The sequence below is a fragment of the Gammaproteobacteria bacterium genome (assembly GCA_024235095.1).
In the GTDB taxonomy this organism is placed as follows: domain Bacteria; phylum Pseudomonadota; class Gammaproteobacteria; order Competibacterales; family Competibacteraceae; genus UBA2383.
In genome coordinates this window covers 443,629-467,329 of the sequence record JACKNC010000003.1, presented here as the reverse complement: position 1 = coordinate 467,329, position 23,701 = coordinate 443,629, and the positions used below count along the sequence as shown (strand labels likewise).

At 55.7% G+C, this 23,701-nt stretch carries 28 protein-coding genes and 5 pseudogenes; 21 read left to right on the top strand and 12 right to left on the bottom strand.

Features of this window, described 5'->3' with window-relative positions:
* Window positions 1-10: 10 nt before the first annotated feature.
* The 3 genes and pseudogenes from H6973_19080 to H6973_19070 all read left to right on the top strand — a co-directional run bounded on the left by H6973_19080 (window position 11) and on the right by H6973_19070 (window position 1,597).
* On the top strand, window positions 11-199 hold the full coding sequence (locus tag H6973_19080; GenBank protein MCP5127642.1) for a hypothetical protein: 189 nt from the start codon (window positions 11-13) through the stop codon (window positions 197-199).
* Window positions 196-441, top strand: a pseudogene (locus tag H6973_19075) (glycogen debranching enzyme N-terminal domain-containing protein). The gene H6973_19080 and the pseudogene H6973_19075 overlap by 4 nt, the downstream one beginning before the upstream one ends.
* 154 nt (window positions 442-595) lie before the next feature.
* Entirely contained in the window at window positions 596-1,597 is a 1,002-nt protein-coding gene (locus H6973_19070) for an IS1 family transposase (GenBank protein MCP5127641.1), read from the top strand.
* 271 nt (window positions 1,598-1,868) lie between these two features.
* On the opposite strand, the gene H6973_19065 is transcribed toward H6973_19070, so the two are convergent.
* Together H6973_19065 and H6973_19060 are read right to left on the bottom strand one after the other, a co-directional pair.
* On the bottom strand, window positions 1,869-2,237 hold the full coding sequence (locus tag H6973_19065; GenBank protein MCP5127640.1) for a hypothetical protein: 369 nt from the start codon (window positions 2,235-2,237) through the stop codon (window positions 1,869-1,871).
* A 160-nt stretch (window positions 2,238-2,397) separates the two neighbouring features.
* A pseudogene (locus H6973_19060) lies at window positions 2,398-2,706 on the bottom strand (IS6 family transposase).
* Between H6973_19060 and H6973_19055 the strand changes: the two are divergent.
* Entirely contained in the window at window positions 2,690-3,328 is a 639-nt protein-coding gene (locus H6973_19055) for a PD-(D/E)XK nuclease-like domain-containing protein (protein ID MCP5127639.1), read from the top strand. The pseudogene H6973_19060 and the gene H6973_19055 overlap by 17 nt on opposite strands.
* A 228-nt stretch (window positions 3,329-3,556) precedes the next feature.
* Here H6973_19055 and H6973_19050 read toward each other — a convergent pair whose 3' ends face one another.
* The 3 genes and pseudogenes from H6973_19050 to H6973_19040 form a co-directional block, all read right to left on the bottom strand.
* A complete protein-coding gene (locus tag H6973_19050; GenBank protein MCP5127638.1) occupies window positions 3,557-3,892 on the bottom strand; it encodes a BrnA antitoxin family protein in 336 nt (111 codons plus the stop codon).
* Window positions 3,849-4,127 carry a BrnT family toxin gene (locus tag H6973_19045; protein MCP5127637.1) on the bottom strand — a complete coding sequence of 93 codons (279 nt, stop codon included), beginning with the start codon at window positions 4,125-4,127 and terminating at the stop codon, window positions 3,849-3,851. Before H6973_19045 ends, H6973_19050 begins: the two co-directional genes overlap by 44 nt.
* A 58-nt stretch (window positions 4,128-4,185) precedes the next feature.
* Window positions 4,186-4,299: pseudogene (locus tag H6973_19040) on the bottom strand (ATP-binding protein).
* Window positions 4,300-4,770: 471 nt separating this feature from the next.
* Between H6973_19040 and H6973_19035 the strand changes: the two are divergent.
* Together H6973_19035 and H6973_19030 are read left to right on the top strand one after the other, a co-directional pair.
* Window positions 4,771-5,448 (top strand): IS110 family transposase, encoded by a 678-nt coding sequence (locus tag H6973_19035; protein MCP5127636.1) that lies wholly within the window; start codon window positions 4,771-4,773, stop codon window positions 5,446-5,448.
* Between the two features lie 34 nt (window positions 5,449-5,482).
* Complete coding sequence (locus H6973_19030) at window positions 5,483-6,163, top strand: IS6 family transposase (protein MCP5127635.1); 681 nt, start codon at window positions 5,483-5,485, stop codon at window positions 6,161-6,163.
* Between the two features lie 37 nt (window positions 6,164-6,200).
* On the opposite strand, the gene H6973_19025 is transcribed toward H6973_19030, so the two are convergent.
* Window positions 6,201-6,548 (bottom strand): D-alanyl-D-alanine carboxypeptidase, encoded by a 348-nt coding sequence (locus H6973_19025; GenBank protein ID MCP5127634.1) that lies wholly within the window; start codon window positions 6,546-6,548, stop codon window positions 6,201-6,203.
* Window positions 6,549-6,999: 451 nt separating this feature from the next.
* On the opposite strand from H6973_19025, the gene H6973_19020 reads away from it, so the two are divergent.
* Window positions 7,000-7,857 carry a hypothetical protein gene (locus H6973_19020; protein ID MCP5127633.1) on the top strand — a complete coding sequence of 286 codons (858 nt, stop codon included), beginning with the start codon at window positions 7,000-7,002 and terminating at the stop codon, window positions 7,855-7,857.
* A gap of 181 nt (window positions 7,858-8,038) precedes the next feature.
* On the opposite strand, the gene H6973_19015 is transcribed toward H6973_19020, so the two are convergent.
* The 3 genes and pseudogenes from H6973_19015 to H6973_19005 all read right to left on the bottom strand — a co-directional run bounded on the left by H6973_19015 (window position 8,039) and on the right by H6973_19005 (window position 9,861).
* Complete coding sequence (locus tag H6973_19015) at window positions 8,039-8,692, bottom strand: IS6 family transposase (protein MCP5127632.1); 654 nt, start codon at window positions 8,690-8,692, stop codon at window positions 8,039-8,041.
* A gap of 36 nt (window positions 8,693-8,728) precedes the next feature.
* Window positions 8,729-9,409, bottom strand: a complete 681-nt coding sequence (locus H6973_19010; protein MCP5127631.1) for an IS6 family transposase — start codon at window positions 9,407-9,409, stop codon at window positions 8,729-8,731.
* A 74-nt stretch (window positions 9,410-9,483) separates the two neighbouring features.
* Window positions 9,484-9,861, bottom strand: a pseudogene (locus H6973_19005) (IS6 family transposase).
* 330 nt (window positions 9,862-10,191) lie between these two features.
* On the opposite strand from H6973_19005, the gene H6973_19000 reads away from it, so the two are divergent.
* Genes H6973_19000 through H6973_18985 form a run of 4 tightly spaced genes read left to right on the top strand, consistent with a single transcriptional unit; the run spans window position 10,192 to window position 12,701 of the window.
* Window positions 10,192-10,458: a DUF2282 domain-containing protein gene (locus H6973_19000; GenBank protein ID MCP5127630.1), complete on the top strand. Its 267-nt coding sequence runs from the start codon at window positions 10,192-10,194 to the stop codon at window positions 10,456-10,458.
* 10 nt (window positions 10,459-10,468) lie between these two features.
* Window positions 10,469-11,344, top strand: coding sequence for a DUF692 domain-containing protein (locus H6973_18995; GenBank protein MCP5127629.1), 876 nt, complete (start codon window positions 10,469-10,471; stop codon window positions 11,342-11,344).
* Complete coding sequence (locus H6973_18990; GenBank protein MCP5127628.1) at window positions 11,328-12,110, top strand: putative DNA-binding domain-containing protein; 783 nt, start codon at window positions 11,328-11,330, stop codon at window positions 12,108-12,110. Before H6973_18995 ends, H6973_18990 begins: the two co-directional genes overlap by 17 nt.
* A gap of 39 nt (window positions 12,111-12,149) precedes the next feature.
* Window positions 12,150-12,701 (top strand): DoxX family protein, encoded by a 552-nt coding sequence (locus H6973_18985; protein MCP5127627.1) that lies wholly within the window; start codon window positions 12,150-12,152, stop codon window positions 12,699-12,701.
* 24 nt (window positions 12,702-12,725) lie between these two features.
* On the opposite strand, the gene H6973_18980 is transcribed toward H6973_18985, so the two are convergent.
* Window positions 12,726-13,238 (bottom strand): IS630 family transposase, encoded by a 513-nt coding sequence (locus H6973_18980; protein MCP5127626.1) that lies wholly within the window; start codon window positions 13,236-13,238, stop codon window positions 12,726-12,728.
* Window positions 13,239-13,248: 10 nt separating this feature from the next.
* Complete coding sequence (locus H6973_18975; GenBank protein ID MCP5127625.1) at window positions 13,249-13,596, bottom strand: transposase; 348 nt, start codon at window positions 13,594-13,596, stop codon at window positions 13,249-13,251.
* Between the two features lie 96 nt (window positions 13,597-13,692).
* Here H6973_18975 and H6973_18970 point away from each other — a divergent pair, with 96 nt between their 5' ends.
* From H6973_18970 to H6973_18935, 8 genes are all read left to right on the top strand, one after another.
* Entirely contained in the window at window positions 13,693-14,286 is a 594-nt protein-coding gene (locus H6973_18970) for a hypothetical protein (GenBank protein MCP5127624.1), read from the top strand.
* A 103-nt stretch (window positions 14,287-14,389) separates the two neighbouring features.
* Window positions 14,390-15,967, top strand: coding sequence for a sigma 54-interacting transcriptional regulator (locus H6973_18965; GenBank protein MCP5127623.1), 1,578 nt, complete (start codon window positions 14,390-14,392; stop codon window positions 15,965-15,967).
* Between the two features lie 110 nt (window positions 15,968-16,077).
* Window positions 16,078-16,767 (top strand): IS630 family transposase, encoded by a 690-nt coding sequence (locus H6973_18960; GenBank protein MCP5127622.1) that lies wholly within the window; start codon window positions 16,078-16,080, stop codon window positions 16,765-16,767.
* Entirely contained in the window at window positions 16,768-17,133 is a 366-nt protein-coding gene (locus tag H6973_18955) for a transposase (protein ID MCP5127621.1), read from the top strand.
* A 65-nt stretch (window positions 17,134-17,198) separates the two neighbouring features.
* Window positions 17,199-17,558, top strand: coding sequence for a hypothetical protein (locus tag H6973_18950; GenBank protein ID MCP5127620.1), 360 nt, complete (start codon window positions 17,199-17,201; stop codon window positions 17,556-17,558).
* 354 nt (window positions 17,559-17,912) lie between these two features.
* On the top strand, window positions 17,913-18,215 hold the full coding sequence (locus H6973_18945) for a hypothetical protein (protein ID MCP5127619.1): 303 nt from the start codon (window positions 17,913-17,915) through the stop codon (window positions 18,213-18,215).
* A 314-nt stretch (window positions 18,216-18,529) separates the two neighbouring features.
* The gene (locus H6973_18940; protein ID MCP5127618.1) at window positions 18,530-19,351 is read left to right on the top strand and encodes an SDR family oxidoreductase; all 822 of its coding nucleotides are present in this window, start codon (window positions 18,530-18,532) and stop codon (window positions 19,349-19,351) included.
* Between the two features lies 1 nt (window position 19,352).
* Window positions 19,353-20,672, top strand: a complete 1,320-nt coding sequence (locus tag H6973_18935; protein MCP5127617.1) for a GMC family oxidoreductase — start codon at window positions 19,353-19,355, stop codon at window positions 20,670-20,672.
* On the opposite strand, the gene H6973_18930 is transcribed toward H6973_18935, so the two are convergent.
* Window positions 20,658-21,338, bottom strand: a complete 681-nt coding sequence (locus H6973_18930) for an IS6 family transposase (protein MCP5127616.1) — start codon at window positions 21,336-21,338, stop codon at window positions 20,658-20,660. The two genes, H6973_18935 and H6973_18930, sit on opposite strands and share 15 nt — an antisense overlap.
* Before the next feature lie 286 nt (window positions 21,339-21,624).
* Between H6973_18930 and H6973_18925 the strand changes: the two are divergent.
* Both H6973_18925 and H6973_18920 read left to right on the top strand, forming a co-directional pair.
* Window positions 21,625-23,036 (top strand): annotated as a pseudogene (locus H6973_18925) (transposase).
* A gap of 253 nt (window positions 23,037-23,289) precedes the next feature.
* Window positions 23,290-23,649 carry a 7-cyano-7-deazaguanine synthase gene (locus H6973_18920; protein ID MCP5127615.1) on the top strand — a complete coding sequence of 120 codons (360 nt, stop codon included), beginning with the start codon at window positions 23,290-23,292 and terminating at the stop codon, window positions 23,647-23,649.
* The last annotated feature ends 52 nt before the right edge of the window (window positions 23,650-23,701 follow it).

Genomic DNA, 23,701 nt, shown 5'->3' with positions numbered 1-23,701 from the left:
CTGCGGGACGCTGGTTGCGGGCAACGATCCCCACACGTCTGTCGTGGACGCCGATGGCAAGGTGCATGGTCTGGACAATCTGTACGTGGTGGACGGCAGCGTCTTGCCGCGCTCCAGCCGGGTCAACCCGTCGTTGACGATCTATGCCTGGGCGTTGCGGGTGGCGGAGCGACTGCAACAGCGGAGGCCGCCAGCATGAGCGCCGAACTTCCCAACTTCATCTGCTTTGGATGGGCGATTTGCGGCGATCTCGGCCAAGCCGAGCGGCGCGAATGGTGGCTAGGCAACGGCCTGGGCGCCTATGCCGCCGGTACGGTCGCGGGAACGCTGACCCGCCGCTATCACGGTTTGTTGATCGCACCGGTCGATCCGCCGCTCGGTCGCTGGCTGGTGTTTTCCAAGGCCGACGCTACTTTGCTCGACGGCGACCGGGAAATCCCATTTCATCTGGCCCTTCTTGACTCCTCAGTCGTAAGTTCTCGGTCTAATCGTCGAATAAGACCGCCCCTGACTGAAGGTGGCACTGGGCTTGAACCATTGATTTACCCTTGTATTTGATCATTTATCGAGTTTTACTGCGTCGATGAAAACGACGATGACACTGGTTTGCCCGACCTGCGGTTCCGCTGACACCACGGGCCACGGTCACTACGAGACCATTCACAACGGGACCCGAAGCCTCCGCGCCTGCACGACCTGTGGGGAAGTTTTCTCCGAGACGACCGGCACCCCGATGCAGGGCATCAAGACGCCGATCAGCAAGGTCGCGGCGGCGCTGCGATTGCGCGGCGAAGGGCTGGGGCTGCGAGCGACGGCCCGGATTCTGGGTACCCACAAGAATACGATCGCCGAATGGGAAGGCCGTTTTGCCGGGATGAAACCCACGTTGATGCTCTACGGGTTGTGTCATACCTTCATCCAATTGACGTTTGAAGGGGATGAGCTTTACACGGTGGTCGGCCAACGGGTTCTCCCAGCCGACTCGACCGGCTGGACGGCCATCATTCTGGAACGAGCCAGCCGGTTTCTGGTGGATCAGTCGTGCGGCCACAAAGACGCCATGCTGTTTAAAAAGGTCATGCAATCGGTCACCGCCTACGTGCGGCGCACCCAGGATCTGACCTTTCTGTCGGATGGGGAGCGCCGTTATGGGAACACCTTGTTCGAACTCTGTGCCCAGACGGTACGGACCGGAAAGCGGGGCCGTCCCCGCAAGACGTTGCCGAACGGTTGCCGCGTGCGCCTCAAGAACAAGGGTAGCCAACAGCATCGGCGGGGTCCCAAGCGCCCGAAATATCAAGCACCTCAACCCGAGCATCCCGACACCCCACGCGATGTTCCCGAGGCAGCCATCCACGCGAACCCTCTGGAAGCGCACAACACGGCCTTACGCCGGCGCAACAGCGCCTTTCGGCGTAGAACCAACACCTATGCCAAGAACACCACTGCCTTGCAACGCACCCTGGACGTGCATCTGTTGCAACACAACTTCGTCCGTCCACACTGGACCACCGGGGAGGTACCGGCCGTGCGGCTCGGCATCATGGCAGCCCCTTTGCGCCTTGAAGAAATCCTGATGATGCAAAAGGCCGCTTGATGCCCAAACAACAGCGGGTCAATGTCTCTCTTCCCTTTTCGCCTTTATCCGGAAAAGTGGCTTACAGTGGTTTGAGCCCAGTGCCCCAAGCGAAAGACCCCCGCGATCGAGAAAAAGGCATCCAAGACTAAAAATGCGGGGCCATCCTGATCGATGGTCAACGTCAGGGCCATCTGCACCACCCGCTCGGGCAGGCTCGGGTCCGCGCCCCTTTGGGGTGAAGTCGGTTCCACCTGACCTAAATGGCAAAAGCCTTGATGCATGCGCAGGGCTAAAGGCAAACAAAAACAAGCATCGAGTGCGCCAACCACCACCCCGATCGCGCCCCAGCAGTGCCCGCGGAAGTACGATGGCTTGTGCTGGGTTTCTGAAGCGTCATGTAACGACACGACGCCTGGCATACGCCCCCATCCTTGACCACCAGCGTATGATCACCCAACAAGACAGCCCGCCCGGCCACCTGGACGGCGACGGCCTGACGCCACACATAACCCTGCCACGTCGCCAACAGGGTCTCTAGATCATAAGCTTTGGAGCGACAGAAATGCAGAAACCGGTGATAGACCGCTTCATTCCCCTGCCAGAACCGGCACATTGACGTCACCCCGATCATTTCCGGGGCGGCGAGAAAGCTCAACACCACCGCGCAGAACAGCAGCCAACTGCGCTGCCGCGCAAAGGCGCTGCGAAAACTTTCTCAAGCATGGTATACATAAATCAGCATGGATTCTCCTCGGGCGACCGGGTTGTTCAGGCGCGGACCGCTGAGGGGAATTCATGCTGCTCTTGAGGAGCGGCCGTCAAGGCTTTTCAGGGAGAGAACTTATGACTGATGAGTTCTTGATCATGTGCATGAGTTCGATGCCCCGCAGGGTGGTCCGGGCAGAAGGGAAGCATTTGAACCCCAGCATGGGGCGGACGATTCTTTTCACGGCCCGGTGGTCCTGCTCCACTGGGTTATTGAGGTACTTGATCTGACGCACCTCGATCTCGGTACCGGTTTCTTCCTTGAGCGCGTCAAGGGCCGCTGTGTTGGCCCCACTTTTGTCGATGGTGACCTTCTCCGGGAGACCCTGCTGTCGAATCGCTTTCTTGAAGAAGCGCCGGGCATATATCAGCTCGCATTGGCTCAAAGACCTGCTGGACAGCCCGGCGACTTGCTATCGCAAGCACCTGGACCCGCACCGGCCCGAACCGAAGGCCAGCGCCGCCATGCAGTTTGGGACGCTGGCTCATTGTCTGGCGTTGACTCCGCTGCAATTCGGCAATGAATTCGTGATCGACACCGGCAACCGCCGCACCCAAACCGAGAAAGCCCGCTATGCCGCACTGGCGGCGACCGGCAAGATCATCATCACCTCTGATGATTTTGAACGCGCTCAAGCGATTGTCGCGGCACTCAAAGCCGACCCGGAAGCCCGGTTATTACTGACTGGCGGAAAGAAGGAGCAGACCCTCATTCAGGAACGGGAACGCGGACTATTGCCGCTCAAAGCCCGCCTCGATATTCATCATGAATCACAACGCCTTGTTGTGGAATTGAAAACCATCCATGACATCACGAGGATTCAAACCACAATGCAACGCTACCGCTACCTGCTATGGGGTTTGAGTAGCAACCGGACGGAAAGTCGGCATTATCCCAAGCAGGTAACTAAACCTGCTAAAAAGCAATCAGTTGCAAAAATTCTAACTTTTGCGACAGGCCAACTCAGGGTCAAATCTCACTAACTTTCGTGTCGTAAAAGTCAGTCGCGAAAGTCAAAACTTTTGCGACAGATTCTGCGACAGGGCGTTTTGATGTACTTATGGCCGAAATGACCCTTCATGAGACAGCTATCGGGGTCTTATGCCGACTTTCCGTCCGGTTGCTACTCAGACCCCAATGCCTTGCGGGATTTCCAGGGTGGTCAGGGTATCGACGGTCATCGTGTCAACTCCTTGCAGAGACTCCGAATGTTACCCGGAATGTTGCGCGATCCATTCCTTGAGCGCCGCGTCCATTCGCGTCTGCCAGCCTTGGCCGGTCGCGCGGAAATACGCCAGCACTTCCGGCGAAAGCCGGATCGCCACTTGCTCCTTGGTTGGCGTCTTCTGCGGCCCGCGCATCCGCCGACCGGTCAGCGCCGCACGCACGGCACCGGGGCCGCCTTCGCGCACTACGACCGCCTTTTCCAGAAAGGCCCGTTCCGCGTCAGGATCCAGCGGACGTTCTTCGCCCGGCGCGTCCGCGATCAACGCCTCCCATTCTTCATCGGTCTTTGGAAAGCGCCGCTCGATAACGTCTGATTTCATGTTTCTCCGCCCTTCGCAACGAAATGGCGTGGAGGTCATCGCCACGCTCGGTATAGGTCAGATGTACCAGGTCACCGTTCAGAAAGCCCAAGACGTTGATCCGCTGCTCGCCATAGCCTTCCCGGTCATCTTCCCACGCCACGACCGGATGATCGAACACCGCATCGCACCCCGCAAAGTCGATCCCATGCTTGCGGAGGTTTTCTTGGCGCTTCGCTTCATCCCAGGTCATCATGGTCAAATCGTAGATGCAATTTGATTGTTTAGCAACGAACGCCTGGCTGGATCGACCGTCAATTCGCCTTCCCCGCGCCTTTGAACAGAAACACTCGAACGCTGATCACCACCGCCGCCAGCATCCCGGCGAAGATGTACAACTCGGTGTCCCCGGTGCCAATGGCCAGGTAGCTGTAGCGACCTGCAAACATCGGTGGCTCAGCCTGCAAACATCCCGTTTTTCAGCCCAGATTAATTGACAATATCTGGGGCCTTAAACCCACATTACTTTGCTAACAGCCCACATTATCTGACAATAGCCTGCAAACATCCGGGCTGACCCAGATTATCTGCAAACAAGGCTGCAGCATTCCGGGACAGATCCGAGACCCGCCAATTTTCATTCCCATGACAATTTCGGGTACTCGACGAGCAAAGTCATCCCAAAGTACAAGGCCATCGGTACGAATAGAGTCGTCGCCAGAAGTCCAGGAAAACGATCGTTTTTCCAGAGCGATCCGTGCTGACTCGTTCAGTTGACCCGGAAGGCCCTCGCTCAGAGGCTAATGGAATGGTCCGCCCCGCTCCTCCAACGAGCCCAAAGCGGGCAAGATAGTGAATGCTGACTCACATCATATTAACCGAGATAACGGAGCGGACCCATGAAAGAGTATACCAATGAGCGCGTCATTAAGGTTGTCGGCATTGATCTGGCCAAGCGGAGTTTTCACGTTTACGGCGTGGACGAGAACGGTCAACGGGTGATCCGCAGGACCTTCAACCGGGTACGTCTGAGTGAATTCATGGCGAATCTGCCCGCCTGTACGGTGGCCATGGAAGCCTGTGGCAGTGCGCACTATTGGGCGCGGCAGTTCCGGGAGGACGGCCATGAGGTACGGTTGATCGCGCCCCAGTTCGTGAAGCCCTTTGTGAAATCCAATAAAAACGACGCCGTCGATGCCGAGGCGATTTGCGAAGCGGCCCAGCGGCCCAGGATGCGGTTGGTGGCGATCAAGAGCGTGGAACAGCAAGATATCCAGGCGATTCACCGGATGCGCAGTTTGGGGGTGGAACGCCGCACCGCCCAGGTCAATCAGATTCGCGGTTTTTTGTTGGAATACGGCATTGAAATCCCGCAGGGGCGTGTGGCGGTGAACCAGCGCCTGCCGGAGATTCTTGAGGATCCAGAGAACGGCCTCAGCGAGCGCTTCCGGGCTGAGCTACGCGAGTTGGCTGACGAACTCCGTCACTTGGATGAACGGGTTGCTCATTATGACGCCCAGATTGAGACCCTGGCGGAAGGTTCTGTTGCGTTAGCTGATAGGGTCGGATTTCGGTAAGCTACACGGCCCCTGTCCTGACTTGAGAACCCGCATGATCGATTTTAGAGGCCACCGCTTTGAACGAGACATCATCCTAACGAGTGTCCGTTGGTACCTCGCCTATCCGTTGAGCTATCGGAACCTGGAAGAGATGCTGGCGGAGCGGGGTGTCGACGTGGATCATTCCAGCGTCTACCGCTGGGTCCAGAAGTTTACGCCGCAGTTGGAAGCGGCTTTCCGCAAAGGACAAAAGCGCCCGGTGGGCACAAGTTGGCGGATGGATGAGACCTACATTAAGGTCAAAGGCCAGTGGAAGTACCTCTACCGCGCGGTTGATCGAGACGGCCAGACGATCGACTTCCTGTTCACGGCGCATCGCGATAAGAAAGCCGCCCTGCGCTTTCTCAAAAAGGCGATACGGCAGCACGGTCTTCCGGACAAAGTCACGATCGATAAGAGTGGCGCTAACACCGCTGCCCTGGATGCACTCCAGGAGGAGACGGGCGCCGCCATTGAGATTCGCCAAAACAAGTACTTAAATAATTTAGTGGAACAAGATCATCGCGCCGTTAAACGGATCGTCCGCCCCATGCTGGGGTTCAAAGGCTTTCATTCTGCTCGGACCACCCTGCGGGGCATCGAACTCCTGCACATGATCAAGAAGGGCCAAATGATCATGGCCGAAGGGACGAATCTCTCCGCCGCAGGACAATTTTATTCACTGGCTGCCTAATAACCTGCAAGGGTTACCCAATCGTGCTCGAAAAAAATTAACGCAACAGAACCCCGTCACCGGCCACATGAAAGTCGGTATGGAACCGGTGTCCCATTCCCCAGCGCTGGATAGAGGCCAGGGCGGTGAGAATCTTCATCGTCGAGGCGGGCACCATCGGCCGGTCCGCATGCCGGGAGATGCGCACATGCCCGTCCTCCTCCACGAGCAGGCTCGCATTGGGTAGCGCGAGCACCTCGGCGATCGGGGCTCCGGACGCACAGAAGGCCTGTCGCTGCAGCCCGCCCAGGCCCCCGAAGAGCAGTACCGCTATCCATACTATGAAAGGAAATTTCGATAGATTCTGAATCTTTTTTTCCCTGGATGAGCTTGGCGATTCATCCATTTTTCGAGTTAAACCTAACGGTAATTGGTATAAGGAGTGTAGCGTCCGGTCGTTCCAGAGCAACGCGCGCGGGTTGACGGATGCCTGGGCCGATGCCGGGATGACTGTGGAATACGCGCCCGCCTCCACCGGAGACGCGGGACGTTCCTGGCCTCCAGGAAGGACGCCGGGAAAATCATGTGGCGTTTTCGGCAATCGACGGGGCGGGCACAGCGCCCTTGTTAACGCGCGGGCCTGGACACAAACTCGTGAGAAGATCGAATGATCCTCTCACAGACCGGTCTCGACCCCAGGGGATTGGCCAAAACGGCCTGAAGCGGTACCCTGTTTTCATGCACAACGCGCACGTTCCCATCCGCTTCTCCCCGGCCGCTGACCGGGTTACGGCCGAAAGGGCCGACCCGGAACGAGCGACCCTGGCCGCGCAAACCGTCAAGACCGAGGCCATGCCATGACATCCGACCGCATTCGCCAATGGCATCGCCTGTTCGGCATTACCCTGACCGACGTGTTCCGCGCGACCCCTTGGCGGGTGGAACTGGAAAAGGAACTGGCGTTGCAAAGCCAACTGCTGGACGTGGTGATCATCGAACAGGCCGCTGGGGAACCAACGTTATCACGCCCTGACTGGGAACTGCCCGATGGTTTGGAGGGCTTGCGCGTCCATAACTTGCTGACCTATAAATCTCAGCACGAGGCATTGGACGCCTGGGCGCTGGACGAATTGATCGGGCATTACGTGAACTACCGGAAACTCTTGAGCCGGGGCGCGCCGTTGCCGCCAGAAGCCGACTTCCAACTCTACGCGGTCGCCACCCGGTTTCCGCAGGGATTGGCGGCGCAGGTCCCGCTGATCCCCACCGCATGGCCCGGAGTGTTCGACGTCCTCTGGGGCACACACCCGGTGCGCTTGATCGTCCTCAGCGCCATTGACCGTCACCCGCGCAACGCCGCCTGGGAACTGTTCAGCGTCCAGCAGGATCGGATTCGGCATGGCGCGCAGCATTATCCGTGGCGGCATACCGGCGCACGGGAACTCTTGCAGCAATTGTATCTCGTTTACGTTTTGGAGGAACCGAGCATGGCTTACACGATGGAAGACTTTATTCGCGAAACGCACCAGCAGATCCTGCACGGCATGACGCCGGTCGAACGGCAAGCGTTTCTGGCGGAACTGGACCCCGACGAGCGTCTGCGTGGCTTGGGGCCGGAAGAACGCCTGCGCGGCTTGGGGCCGGAAGAACGCCTGCGCGGCCTGGGACCGGACGAGTTACAGCAGCTGAAAGACTATTTGAAGCGTTTGAATTGAAGGCGCGCCATCGGCGGGGTATTGTCAACTTGAGTATTACCAGCCGAACCGGTAGGCTTCCCGGCCATGGACGACACCAAGAATCTCTATGCCGGCTACCGCTACCTGTAGCAGCCCGCAAACAAAACGGTTCTGTTGCGTTAATTTTTTTCGAGCACGATTGGGTAACCCTTGCAGGTTATTAGGCAGCCAGTGAATAAAATTGTCCTGCGGCGGAGAGATTCGTCCCTTCGGCCATGATCATTTGGCCCTTCTTGATCATGTGCAGGAGTTCGATGCCCCGCAGGGTGGTCCGAGCAGAATGAAAGCCTTTGAACCCCAGCATGGGGCGGACGATCCGTTTAACGGCGCGATGATCTTGTTCCACTAAATTATTTAAGTACTTGTTTTGGCGAATCTCAATGGCGGCGCCCGTCTCCTCCTGGAGTGCATCCAGGGCAGCGGTGTTAGCGCCACTCTTATCGATCGTGACTTTGTCCGGAAGACCGTGCTGCCGTATCGCCTTTTTGAGAAAGCGCAGGGCGGCTTTCTTATCGCGATGCGCCGTGAACAGGAAGTCGATCGTCTGGCCGTCTCGATCAACCGCGCGGTAGAGGTACTTCCACTGGCCTTTGACCTTAATGTAGGTCTCATCCATCCGCCAACTTGTGCCCACCGGGCGCTTTTGTCCTTTGCGGAAAGCCGCTTCCAACTGCGGCGTAAACTTCTGGACCCAGCGGTAGACGCTGGAATGATCCACGTCGACACCCCGCTCCGCCAGCATCTCTTCCAGGTTCCGATAGCTCAACGGATAGGCGAGGTACCAACGGACACTCGTTGGTTCTGTTGCGTTAATTTTTTTCGAGCACGATTGGGTAACCCTTGCAGGTTATTAGGCAGCCAGTGAATAAAATTGTCCTGCGGCGGAGAGATTCGTCCCTTCGGCCATGATCATTTGGCCCTTCTTGATCATGTGCAGGAGTTCGATGCCCCGCAGGGTGGTCCGAGCAGAATGAAAGCCTTTGAACCCCAGCATGGGGCGGACGATCCGTTTAACGGCGCGATGATCTTGTTCCACTAAATTATTTAAGTACTTGTTTTGGCGAATCTCAATGGCGGCGCCCGTCTCCTCCTGGAGTGCATCCAGGGCAGCGGTGTTAGCGCCACTCTTATCGATCGTGACTTTGTCCGGAAGACCGTGCTGCCGTATCGCCTTTTTGAGAAAGCGCAGGGCGGCTTTCTTATCGCGATGCGCCGTGAACAGGAAGTCGATCGTCTGGCCGTCTCGATCAACCGCGCGGTAGAGGTACTTCCACTGGCCTTTGACCTTAATGTAGGTCTCATCCATCCGCCAACTTGTGCCCACCGGGCGCTTTTGTCCTTTGCGGAAAGCCGCTTCCAACTGCGGCGTAAACTTCTGGACCCAGCGGTAGACGCTGGAATGATCCACGTCGACACCCCGCTCCGCCAGCATCTCTTCCAGGTTCCGATAGCTCAACGGATAGGCGAGGTACCAACGGACACTCGTTAGGATGATGTCTCGTTCAAAGCGGTGGCCTCTAAAATCGATCATGCGGGTTCTCAAGTCAGGACAGGGGCCGTGTAGCTTACCGAAATCCGACCCTATCAGCTAACGCAACAGAACCGACCGTGTTGCCGAATGGCTTTCTTGAAGAAGCGCCGGGCAGCCTTCTGGTCACGGTGGGCCGTGAGCAGGAAGTCGATGGTCTGTCCGTCTTGGTCGACGGTGCGGCAAAGGTATTTCCACTGGCCCCCAATCTTGATGTACATCTCGTCCATCCGCCAGCGGTTGCCCACCGGGCGCTTATGCCCCTTGCGGAAAGCCGCCTCAAGTTGCGGTGTGAACTTCTGAACCCAGCGATAAACGCTGGAATGATTCACTTCAACGCCCCGCTCGGCCCGCATCTCTTCCAGGTTCCGATTGCCCAACGGGTACGCCAAATACCAACGGACACCGGTCAGGATAATGTCTTGTTCGAAACAATGGCCTTTGAAGTCGATCATACGGATTCTCAAGGGAGGAACGGAGGCCACGTAGCTTGCCGAAATTGAACCATCACGTCCATGCCCGTTGTCGCCGCGCCATGTCGTGGCAACCGCGAAATAACGTGGTTGCATGAAAGCTTAACCACTTCGATCTAATCGTTGCCAATAAAATAATATTTTGAATTATAATAAATTTTAATTAATTTCCGAGTCTGGCACGGGGCTTGAAATAACTTTCGGGCGGGTCGCCACCACTGATGGTCATCCCAAAACAAGTCAGGGGCATCCAGTAAGTGGCGCATCCCTGCTCTTGCTAATTCTTCATAACCCTGTAAGGAGCTTTGTATCATGAATAGCAAAACCCTCGTCAATTCCGCCCTTGCCAGCGTTTTCGCTCTCGGTCTGGTTGCCACCGTTGGCCAAGCCGTCGCTGCCGAAGAAAAGAACGCCGAGAAGTGTTACGGCATCGTCAAGGCCGGCAAGAATGACTGCCAGACCAATGCCCATGCCTGCGCCGGTCAGGCCAGCAAAGACGGTCAGGGCGATTCCTGGATTTACGTTCCCAAGGGCGCCTGCGAAAAGATCGTCGGCGGCAGCCTGCAACCGAAGGCTTAAGGCGATTCCAATGACCACCAAGCCGGTTCTCTCCAGGCTTGGTCCCAGTTCGATTCCAGCGCGCGCCGGAATCGGCCTGCGGGCCGAACACTACGACGCGGTTCTGAAGACGCGGCCGCCGGTCGGCTGGCTGGAGGTCCACAGCGAAAACTACTTCGGCGCGGGCGGCAGACCTCTGGATTATCTGGAACGCATCCGCGCCCATTATCCGCTGAGCTTGCACGGCGTCGGCCTGTCGATCGGCTCGACCGATCCGCTGGATCGCCAGCATCTGGCGAAGCTCAAGGGCTTGATCAAGCGATTTGAGCCTGCGCTGGTTTCCGAACATTTGTCCTGGAGTTCAGTCGGTGGGCGCTACTTCAACGACCTGCTGCCGCTGCCCTATACCGAAGAAGCGCTTTATCACATGGTCGCGCGGGTAGCCCAGGTACAAGACGTTCTCGGTCGGTCAATCCTGATCGAGAACCCGTCCAGCTATTTGCAATATGTGGAATCAGCCCTTCCCGAACAGGAGTTTCTGGTCGAATTGACCCGCCGCACCGGCTGCGGTGTGTTGCTGGATGTGAACAATGTTTACGTCAGCGCCCGCAATCACGGTTTCGACGCCAGCGCCTATCTGCGTGCAATTCCGCGTCACGTCGTCCAGGAAATTCATCTGGCCGGGTTTACGGTGAACCGCTTCGACGACGGCGAACTGTTGATCGACACCCACAACCGCCCGGTTTGGCCAGCCGTCTGGGCGCTTTACCGCCAGGCCGTGCAACGCTTCGGTCGTATGCCGACCCTGATCGAATGGGATACCGACCTGCCCGAACTGGCGGTGTTGGTGGACGAGGCGCACCGGGCCGACGCTATTCTGGAGGAACGCCATGCTTGGGCTGCATGAACTACAACTCGGTTTTGCCGCCGCAGTGCTGGACAGCGTCGAGGGCGATTTCGCCCGCCATGTCCAGGCAGCGGGGCTAAGCGGCGCTCGTCGTCTGCACGTCTACCGCAACAATACCTTGCTCAGCCTGACCGGCGCGCTCGAAGCGGTTTATCCCGTGGTGCGCCGCCTGGTGGGGGAGGGATTCTTTCGCTACGCAGCAGCGCAGTACATCGCGTGCCATCCCTCCCGTTCGGGCGATTTACACGAATTCGGCGAGCATTTCCCGCTGTTTCTCCAGGCGTTCGCGCCGGCGGCCGAGCTGGTTTACCTGCCCGATGTCGTCCGCTTGGAATGGGCTTATCACCAGGTTTTTCACGCCGCCGGTCATTCATCATTGGATGTGGCGGCGCTGGCGCAAGCGCCCGTCGAACGGCAAGGAGAATTGCGTTTCGAGCTCCATCCCGCCGCGCGCCTGCTGGAATCAGCCTTTCCGATCCTACGGATCTGGCAGGTCAACCAGGACGATGAGGGTAGCGATGCAACGGTGGATTTGCGCGAGGGCGGCGTCAAGTTGCTGGTCATCCGCCGCGAGAATCTGGAGATCGAATTTCAACCCCTGGAAGAGGGGGCGTTTCATCTGTTGCAGGCCCTGGCCGGAGCTTGCGACTTCGCCACGGCCTGTGAGCGGGCGATGACTGCGCAGCCAACGCTCGATTTGCCGGCCTGCTTTCACCGGTATGTTTCCCAAGGCGTCCTGACCGCCTTTTACCTGCCTGATTCTTGATCAACTAACTGATTTCAACCACCCGAGGAGAACCTCATGATGACCGCTACCGATCTGCTCAACCCTCCGCTCCAGCGCTCGTTCTGGGCGAAACTCACTCCCGCCCTCGAGAAAGCCGACGCGCTGTTCCACAAGGCGGCGGATGGGTTGACGCCCGTCGCCGATTTGTTCGCCCGCTACTGGGTCGCCGCCGCTTTCTTCAGTTCGGGGCTGACCAAGACCATCACCGGCAGTTTCACACTGTTTGGGCACACTTTCCACTATCCGTTGAGCGTGTTCCCAGCGGAGAGTACGTTTACGTTGTTCGAATACGAATACCAGGTGCCGTTGCTGCCGCCGGCGCTAGCGGCGTATCTGGGGACAGCGGCGGAATTGCTGTTGCCGGTCTTTCTGTTATTGGGACTTGGCACCCGCTACGCCGCGTTCGCTCTGTTCGTGTTTAACATTGTGGCCGTCGTTTCCTACCCGGAACTGATGGAAGCGGGCTTGAAAGATCATCAGGTTTGGGGATTGTTGCTGTTGATCACGCTGTGCCACGGTCCCGGTAAGCTGTCTCTGGATCATCTGATCAGCCGTCTGGTGCGCCGCTAAACTGTCGCTATAGTAAAACAGTTTTTAGATAGTTTGGAAAACCGCAACTAACGCATCAAAAAGATTTTGAAAATTTGTAACAATTTTCCTCAACTTTCCCTTAAGAATAGCCCAGTAGTTTTCGATAGGATTTAAATCCGGTGAATAAGGAGGCAAAAACAACAATTGGTGGCCATTGTCTTCAATGATTTCTCGTGTTTCTTCCGATTTGTGAAAACGAGCATTATCCATCACGATAATACAATTTTTTGGAAGTTCAGGGATTAAGCATTTCTCAAGCCAAGTATTAAATATCTCCGTATCTGTATAAGATAGATAGGCAAGTGGCGCAATGATTTCATTGTTGAGTAGTCCACCCAATAAATTTAGTTTTTCAGTGGGTCTGCTTTTCCTTTCACCAAAAATAATTTCGCCTCTTGGACTCCAGCCAAATTCATTTCTTACATTATTATGAAATCCAGATTCATCTACATAAACAATTTGTTGTGCATCATCTCCCCGGGATGCATTCGCCGCTAATTGTTGAATAAACTCCATTCTTTGTTGTTCATCCCTTTCTTCGTAGAGAAATTGTTTTTTTATATGTAATATTGAGTGCTTTCAATCTTGCTTGAACCGATGAGGGTTTAACCGAAAAATGTTCTGCAATTTGTTTGAGGGTCACCGAAGGATTGTTTCTAATGTAATCCGTTAAATCAGAGTCACTGAATTTTCTTGCACGAAACTGAGTCCTTTTTTTTGGTTTAATATCCCCCGTTTGCAAATACTGACGAATCCAACGATTCAAAGTATCCATCCCTATTTTGAAAAGCGTAACGATATCCATTTTCGACAGACCATTCAAGTAACTCTGTATCACTCTTGTTCTTAAATCTTCACTATACGGCTTGGACATTGCAATACTCCTTATTGAGCTAATTTCTTCATTATATATTAACTAATAAAAAACTGTTTGACTATACGTTGCAGATCCAGGAGTCGCCAATTTCCCATGAACGACTTAGCTCCCCTCATCGGCGAGGACGCAATGACCATGACCGTTTCATCCGGTTTTCCGGCTAGCGAGGAGGTCGACTTGCTGTGGCGAATCGGCCTGTTTTCCTCAGATGACGAGCGTGCCTTGAGAAAGTTGTGGCGGCTGTTGAAGGGGCAGACCGACGATTACCTAGATATGGTGCTCGGCATGGTGGCCGCTTATCCGGCGCTGGCGGGCGCGTTGGCCACGGTTTGTCGAGAGAGCTTGGGAGAATCGGTGGACGGTTCCGCGACCGTTCGCCGCCTGTTCCAGCAGTGGTTAAGCGAAACCTGCCTTGCTCCGCGCGAGCCGTCTTGGCTGGAGCGGTTATATACGCGGTATTCCGGTTTTCCACCGGAACGGCTGGCGCAGGCGATATCGGCGGAATGGCCGGGCTTCCGCTATCTCGTCGCCCTGTCTTTCCCGCTGGTCGCCGCCGCGTGCGCCTTACTGGCCGGTTGCGGCGTGGCGTCGCAGGACATTGAGCGGATGCAGTCCGCGCTCCTGAAAGCCATCCTCTTGCAAGTGACATTGCTGAGCAAGCTGTATGTCCGCAAAGGACTATGGTAACTGAAACACTATAGCCCATTTGTTAGCGCCGCCCTGCAGCACAATCAATGAAAAATGCGCTACATTTAATCAGTTTCCAAGATAACCGGACGAGGAAATGGGCATGAACGGAGCGGCAGCGGCAGTACCGACCGCCGGCGAGCAAGCCGATGCTTTGGATGCAGGGGGCCCTGTGCAAACCGACGCGCAAGACCCCATGGACTTGGCCTTGCGCGCCATCGTTGAAGGCACCGCGACCGCTACCGGCGCCGAGTTTTTCCGCGCGCTCGTGCGGGAATTGGCTCAGGCCCTGAACGTTCGCTACGCTTTCGTGTGCGAATTGCTGGAAAATAAGGTACGGGTGCGCACGCTGGCGTATTGGTTCAACGGCACGTTCGTCGACAACTTCGAATTCGATTTGGATGGCAGTCCGTGTGAGGTGGTGATCCGAGGTGAAACAGTTTATTACACCTCTAAAATCTACGAGATGTTTCCCCGCGATAATGGACTGGTGAATTTGAGGATCGAAAGCTACTTCGGCGTGCCCCTGGTCTCCGAGTCAGGCAATGTCATGATGGGTCATTTGGCTGTGTTTCACGATCAGCCGCTGGTCAAGGAATTTCGGGGTATGGCGTTGCTCCGAATTTTCGCCACCCGTGCCCGAGTCGAGTTGGAGCGCAAGCGCGCTGAACAGGCGCTGCGCAAAAGCGAGGAGCGGTTGGCCAGCGTGCTGGCCAGCGCTATGGACGCCATCATCACCATCGACGTCGAACAACGCATCACGCTCTTCAATCTCGCTGCCGAAAAAGCGTTTCGCTGCCAGACGGTACAGGCCATCGGCCAGCCGTTTGAGTCGTTCCTCTCCAAGCGCTTCAGCAATTTGCTCAAAGGCTATTGCCTGGCCGTTCAACCGGCTACGGTGACTTCCCAACACCTGTGGGCGCCAGAGGGTTTGACCGCTCGCCGCCAGGACAGCGAGGAATTTCCCGTAGAAGCCACGATTTCACCCTTGGAAATCGAAGGCCGACGGTTTTTTACCGTGATTTTGCGGGATGTAACCGAGCGTTGGCGATCTGAGGAAACCGTCAAGCAGTTACAACTGGAAAACCTCTATCTACAAGAAGAAATCAAAACCCGACAGGCCCCCGACCACATCGTCGGCGATTCGCCGGCCATGCGCGAGGTCTTCGCCTATGCTGAGCAGGTCGCCGGCACCGATTCGACCGTATTGCTGACTGGCGAGACCGGCACAGGCAAGAGCGTGATTGCGCGGGCGATTCACGATTCGAGTGACCGGCGCGATAAATTATTCATCAACGTCAATTGCGCTGCGCTGCCAGGTGAGTTGGTGGAAAGCGAATTGTTCGGTCACGAGAAGGGCGCGTTCACCGGCGCGACCACTCAACGCAAGGGCCGTTTCGAGCTGGCTGACGGCGGCACGTTGTTCCTGGACGAAGTCGGCGAGCTGACCGCCAGCGCGCAAGCCAAATTGTTGCGAGTATTGCAGGATCAGGAATTCGAGCGCGTCGGCGGCGCGCAGACTTTGAAAGTCAACGTGCGGCTGGTCGCCGCCACCAATTGCGATTTGGCCAAAATGATCAAGGAAGGTGGGTTTCGCGCCGATTTGTATTACCGGCTGAACGTGTTTCCCATTCGGTTACCGTCTTTGTGCGAACGTCCGACCGATATTCCCTTGTTATAGGCTTGCCAACGATTATCCCTACATTATCAACGAACTGAGCGTTAATCAAATTGTCTAATAACTATAGAAGACCTCTTTAGAGACTCTAAATTTATAGAGGAGGTGCGGCAATGAACGCGGAATGGATGTTTGATGCACGTAAAATACCGGATGAAGTGATGAATTACATCCGGCGTATTGCGGTTCGCGCGGTCGAAGAGAAGCATTATGGTCCGGAGCTTGTTGCTGATTTTTTGGGTATCGACCGAACGAGTATTTATGATTGGCTTCGCAACTATCGTTATGAAGGAGAAGAAGCCCTGGATACCCGGAAAGCGCTCGGCGCCACGTGTGTGATGACTCCGGCTATTGATCGATGGTTAAAAGAAACGATACTCAATACGACGCCGGCGGATCATGGCTATGATACGGTTTTATGGACTTTAGAGATCATGGTTAATTTATTGAAAGAGTACTTTGGTTTATGGGTATCGGATGCCACGGTTCGTCTGCATTTACATCAATTAGGACTGAGTTGTCAAAAACCTTGTTATCATGCCTTAAACCAGGATCAGGAGGAAGTTAAAAAGTTTATTAATGAAGAATTTAAAGAGATTCAGAAGCGGGCTCAAGAACTTGGAGCGGATATTGCGTTTCAGGATGAGTCATGGGTTCAAGGCCATACGCGTTCTGGACGGACGTGGGGCTTAGTCGGTCATCCGCCTGAAATTAAAGTGAGTGATGACCGGGGTGGGTTTCACATTTTATCGATGGTTACGGCGACGGGCGAGTTAATATTTGAAGTGACCACTCAAAAATGAGTGAGTGGGGTTTTCATTGCCTTTTTAGAGAAGGCATTAGAGGGTCGAGAGCGCCCATTAATTGTCATCACGGACAATGCGTCTTATCATACCTCGAAAGAAGTCAAAGCCTTTCTTGAGACGCATCGAAAACAAATCCGCTTGTTCTTTCTTCCCCCCCACTCGCCAGAGTTAAATCCGGATGAACAGGTTTGGAATGAGATCAAAAATGATCATCTGGAAAAGGAGCCAATTAAAAACCGGGCTGATTTCAGAGCGCGCGTTTATTCTGCTTTGGAAAAGCTAAAAGAATTTCAGGAAAGGGTCAAATCATTTTTTAGGCTCCCTGATACTCAATACGCTAATCCTGAAAAAGCTCCAGCATGATTTTTGTGGGGATAACTATTAGCAAGACAATAGCCCGTTTTTTTCTGGATAAGTTCGCCCGGAAAATGAACAAATCGATCCGCGATTTATCGCCTCGGGCCTGTGAGCGACTGCTGCGTTATTCCTGGCCAGGCAATATCCGGGAACTGCAAAACGTGATCGAGCGCGCGGCCATCCTTGCCCGTGGTCCCTTGCTGGAAATTGATAATGCGCTGGAACTTCGTCTGGAAGATCAGGAAACAAAAAACACACCTGAACCATTGGGTTCATTCGAGAATATGGAGCGATCTTATCTCCTCAAAGTGCTGGAGAGAACGCGCTGGGTGATCGAAGGCGAGCAAGGCGCAGCAGCCATTTTAGACCTCAATCCCAGCACCTTGCGTTCTCGAATGCAAAAACTGAACATTCGCAAACCTAAATCCTGAAATCTCCCCAATCCAGCCCCCGCTTTTATCTCTCCTACCATCGGTTTTCGACCGATGGTTTTCGCGTCTGTTTATCCGCTTCTATTTCCTTGTAAAACCCCTTTATTTTCCGTCGAAAAACTGAAGTATCAACGATCATTTCGCAAGCGATGGCCATCAACCGCGCTATTCAGCGGTCTTGCGATATATCGCGGAATCCGTTGCGCCTTCAACTGGCCGTCATTGAAATATTTATTTTTAAGTTATTAATATTATTATTAATAATATAATTATTTTCGTTGGCATGGACATTGCTAAATTACAATCAACCAACGATGTTATCCCTAAGCCAGCCTGATTTTAAGGAGTTACCCCATGAATAAAACCATCGCCACCACCCTATTGATTCTGACCTCCGGCTTGACCCTGAGCACGACTACGCTAGCGGAGCCTTTTAATCACGGCAGTTCCTATGTGAATGCTATCAGCAATGTTTATTCCAGCACCACTACCCCAAGTACGCGAAATGTTCGACACGTCGACACGATGGCGACGGTCAGTGGTTTTAACGACCGGACGGACTACACAGTGACTAAGGGTAATTCTAGCGCTGCTGTTGAGTCTTCCATCCCCAACAGGCTTTCGGTTATTGCGCACGCGTTTAATGACCGCAGCTAAATTCCGATCAGCCGAGATCGCTTGCCGAGTTTTCCAGCTTGGATGACTGGGCGGCGACTCGATGATTCATCGTATTTTATCGGCTATGAGGTGATGTCATGAGTCAGCTATCCGTTTCTGCCGCCACCGGTGCGACCCCAGTTTATCCAGGAAAATGGAGAATGGGAGGCGTGTATAGCTTGGATCTATCGCCCGCCTTGCTGAGCCTGGCCGTTCGCAACAAAACCAAGCAGTTTCCGTTGCGACCCCCAGCGGTTAAAACCGTCTTGTCCTTTTAAATCATTCGTTGAATCGTTACCTTAAGGAGAATCTCCATGTCGACAACCCCTGCTTGCGATCCCGTTCTAAAAGGCCAGCGCGCCCTGGTGACCGGCGCCAGTTCCGGTATTGGCGCCGCTATCGCCAAAGCGCTGGCAGAGGCTGGCGCTAAAGTCGTCGTCAACTACGCCGGCGGCGCGGATCGGGCGCAGGCCGTGGTCGAACAGATCCGGGCGGCTGGCGGCGAGGCGCTGGCGATGCGCGCCGACGTCAGTCGGGAAGAGGAGGTTGAGGCGATGTTTGCCCAGATGATCAAGATCTGGGGCAGCATTGATATCCTGGTCAACAATGCCGGCCTGCAAAAAGATGCACCGCTGGTCGAAATGAGCCTGGCCGATTGGCAACAGGTCATCGCGATCAATTTGACCGGTCAGTTCCTTTGTTCCCGCGCCGCCGTGCGCGAGTTCCTCCATCGCGGCGTCGTGCCGGAACTGTCGCGCGTCGCCGGCAAAATTATCTGTATGTCCTCGGTCCACGATGTCATTCCGTGGGCCGGACACGCCAACTATGCCGCATCCAAGGGCGGCGTCAGCCTGTTGATGAAAACCATGGCTCAGGAACTCGCGCCGCAGCGCATCCGGGTCAACGCCATCTCGCCCGGCGCGATCAAGACGCCGATCAACACCGCCGCCTGGATGACGCCCGAAGCCGAGGCGGAACTGCTGAAGCTGATTCCCTGCCGTCGCGTTGGGGAGCCGGAGGACATCGCCCGCGCCACAGTATGGCTCGCCTCCGACGCCTCCGATTACGTCACCGGCGCCACGCTGTATGTGGATGGCGGTATGACTCTTTATCCGGGCTTCGATCAGGGGGGTTGATATGAACGAATGCTATGACGTCCTCATCGTCGGCTCCGGCGCGGGCGGGTCGGCGGCGGCCTACCGTCTGGCGAACGCGGGTCGCCGGGTTCTGCTGCTGGAGAAGGGACGGGAGCTCCCGCGCGATGGCAGCACCCTGGACGTGGACAAGGTGATCCGGCAAGGAATTTTCAAGAGCAAGGAGCGCTGGTTCGACAAGAACGGCCAGACCTTCGAGCCGGAGGAATATTTCAATCTGGGCGGCAAGACCAAGTGGTACGGCGCGGCTCTAGCGCGTTTCGAGCCGCATGAGTTCGAGGCCGAACCGGCGCATCAATGTTTGCCCTGGCCGATTGCGTATCGGGAACTGGAACCCTACTACGAGCAGGCCGAAAGCTTGCTGGGTGTCCATCAATTCGAGCCGGAGCCGGATCTACAAACCATCGTCGGCAAGCTGACTCGCAACGGAGCCGGTTGGAACGCCCGGCCCCTGGCGCTGGCCCTGGATTCCAGCATCGTCGAACATCGCGAAGAAGCCGCGCATTTCGACGCTTTCGCTTCGGTCAAGAACTTGAAGGCCGACAGCCAGCTCGCCTTACTGGAGCGGGTTCAGCAGTTGCCCAACCTCACCATCCTGACCGGGCAGGCAGTGTGCGATTTCATCTTCGACCCCGAACGGCCCGAGCGGTTGATCGGGGTTCGCGCCGAAGAAGGCGACGAATTCCAAGCCGATACGGTGTTACTGGCGGCGGGCGCGTTGCATTCGCCGCGCTTGTTGCAAGGCTATTTGGCTGATAGCGGTTTAGCCCAGCGGCTGCCGTACGCGGACGCGGTGGGGCGAAACTACAAATCCCACTTGCTCAGCGCCGTGCTAGCCTTTTCCGCCACGCCCAAGACTGATCTGCTGCGGAAGACCCTGTTGCTGTTGAACGACCGGTTGCCGCACAGCAGCATTCAGCCCCTGGGTTTCGATGGCGAGTTGCTCAGCACCTTGATTCCGGGGTTCGTGCCGCGTGGGTTCGCCCGTGCGCTTGGTCATCGCGCCTACGGTTTCTTCTTGCAAACCGAGGACGGTTCCGATCCCGCCAATCGCGTCGTCGCTCAGACTAATGATGCCCGTTATCCTCAACTGGATTACGATCCGGCGCGCTTGCCGGCGGCGCGGGAGGAGCATCGGCGACTGGTGCGCGATTTCAGTTTCTCGCTGTGGAAAATCGGTCTGCCGGCGGTGGCCAAGGGAATTCCGCTCGCTGGCACCGCACACGCCTGCGGGAGGTTCTGTTGCGTTAATTTTTTTCGAGCACGATTGGGTAACCCTTGCAGGTTATTAGGCAGCCAGTGAATAAAATTGTCCTGCGGCGGAGAGATTCGTCCCTTCGGCCATGATCATTTGGCCCTTCTTGATCATGTGCAGGAGTTCGATGCCCCGCAGGGTGGTCCGAGCAGAATGAAAGCCTTTGAACCCCAGCATGGGGCGGACGATCCGTTTAACGGCGCGATGATCTTGTTCCACTAAATTATTTAAGTACTTGTTTTGGCGAATCTCAATGGCGGCGCCCGTCTCCTCCTGGAGTGCATCCAGGGCAGCGGTGTTAGCGCCACTCTTATCGATCGTGACTTTGTCCGGAAGACCGTGCTGCCGTATCGCCTTTTTGAGAAAGCGCAGGGCGGCTTTCTTATCGCGATGCGCCGTGAACAGGAAGTCGATCGTCTGGCCGTCTCGATCAACCGCGCGGTAGAGGTACTTCCACTGGCCTTTGACCTTAATGTAGGTCTCATCCATCCGCCAACTTGTGCCCACCGGGCGCTTTTGTCCTTTGCGGAAAGCCGCTTCCAACTGCGGCGTAAACTTCTGGACCCAGCGGTAGACGCTGGAATGATCCACGTCGACACCCCGCTCCGCCAGCATCTCTTCCAGGTTCCGATAGCTCAACGGATAGGCGAGGTACCAACGGACACTCGTTAGGATGATGTCTCGTTCAAAGCGGTGGCCTCTAAAATCGATCATGCGGGTTCTCAAGTCAGGACAGGGGCCGTGTAGCTTACCGAAATCCGACCCTATCAGCTAACGCAACAGAACCCTGGAAGGCGGCATCATGCGACGGAATCCGGGGGTGATGGAGAACGATGGCAGGTGATCAGCGCAACCTGCCCGTTGAGTGGCTGCAATGCCTGGGGGTCGCTGAAGGCGGTCAGATCATCATACTCGACTATCAAGGATTTTTAGGTTGACAAACCTTGTTGGATAAGATCGAGCTATACCTTATCACAACGGTTTGTGCAGGAGGACCCGAATGATTTTCACCCAGCCCCTCGCGTTCATCACGGAATTTGTTGAACAATTGGATCAGGGAATTCGGGAATGTGCGGCAAACCACAAGCTATCGACCATTCAGCGTTACTGGCTAAGCTTTTGTCTCACCGGGATTCTGCTCTCTAATCAGGTGTGTTGGGCAGGATTTGAACGCGTCGGCTTAGGCGGGTATAAACAAGCCGCATTATCCTGGATGTTCCGGCAGAGCAAGATTCTCTGGCCGCTGCTGTTTCATGTCAGCATCTTACTGATTTTGAAGAAGTATGGGATCACGGAGGGCGTGTTGGTGGGCGACGATAGCGATCATCCGCGCGCCAAAGTGACGAAGCGGATTTTCGCGGCGCACAAGATTTTCGATAAAAAGACCGGGGGTTGGTTTAATGGTCAAACGGTGGTATTGCTTTACCTCGTGACGGCCAAGGTCAGTTTAGCGGTCGGATTTGCGTTCTATCAACCGGACCCCGCGCTTACGGCGTGGAAGACCGCGGACGAAGCCCTGAAAAAACAGGGGGTGAAAAAGCCGCGCGGCCGGCGAAGCCGGCGCCGAACCCAGCCTATCCGAGCAAACTGGATCTCCTCATCCAGTTGTTACAGGCGTTTGCGTTTTACCATCCGACCGTTCGGGTGAAGGCGGTGCTGGCGGATGCGTTATACGGCAGCGCGGAGTGGATGAATCGGGTCATGGCCCAGTGGCCGCAGACGCAAGTCATCAGCCAACTGCAGAAGACGCAGAAAATCCGGTTTCGCCAACGGGAGATGACGGTGGCCCATTATTTTGCCACCTATCCTGGGGTGACCCAGACCATACGCCTCCGAGGCGGGGAAGCGGTGACCGTGATCCTGGGGAGTGCGCGGCTGTATGTCAACGCGCATCAGCAAAAACGCTTTGTGGTCGCGCTCAAGTATCCTGGCGAGGAAGATTATCGGTATTTAGTGGCCAGCGATCTGAGTTGGCGAGCGGTCGATATTGCATCAGCGTATACTTTGCGTTGGTTAATTGAGGTTTTCCTTGAGGACTGGAAGTTACATGAAGGATGGGGGCAGTTGGCCCCACAGTGGGACGAAGAAGGATCAAGCCGCGGCCTGACCCTGAGTCTGCTGTTGGACCACGCCCTCCTCCTTCACCCCGAGCAACCAGCCCGTTTGGAACATCAGCGCCCCGCGTGCACCGTGGGGAGCCTGCAACAGCACACGCGGATGGAAGCGCTGATCGAGGTGATGCGCGGGGTCGCTCATGCGGAAAATCCCCATCAACGCTTAGAGGAAATCCTCACCGCCGCTAAACACCTCTTTCCCTTGCGCGACTCCGCCAAGCACATGAATGGCCGAGATTTAGGTCGATTGGAACCGACCCCCTCATTGAAGTATCGGGCGGTCGCTTGCGCGGCATGAACCCCATATTTCAAGTTCTGTCAAGGAAAGAAAACTTGATAGTCGAGTCATACCGTCCTTTGGCTCGCCAGGTCAGGATGGCGCGCAAGGTACAAAGAGGCTCCACGGCCTCGCCGAATAGGTCATGATCCAGGAAACGCCGGTCATGCTGAATGTCACTGCTGGCATGGAACCGATGCAAGAAGACATCCTGAAAGTGGTTGAATTTCCATTAAGTCCGTTTGAGAAAAATTCCGAGGGGAGGGTGTGGGTGATGAAGAGTGCTCTCGTTGTTCTATCCGGCGGGCAGGATTCCACGACGTGTCTGTACTGGGCGCTGAAGCGGTTCGGCACCGGCGCGGTCGAGACCGTCACCTTCGATTACGGCCAGCGCCACCGCATTGAACTGGCCTGCGCCGCACAGGTGGCCGCACGTGCTGAAGTGCCGCACACTGTGTTACCGATCAACACCTTCGCTGCGCTGGGCGGCAATGCGCTGACCAACGGGAACATCGCCGTTCGGGACGGCGTGGATGGGCGTTGGTGCATAAATAAAATGAGGGCGATATTTCCCCTCTCTCTGTTTTTTCAAGACAGAATAACCTTGCTCCTCAGTCGTAAGTTCTCGGTCTAATCGTCGAACAAGACCGCCCCTGACTGAAGGTTAATCAGCCAAGAATACATTA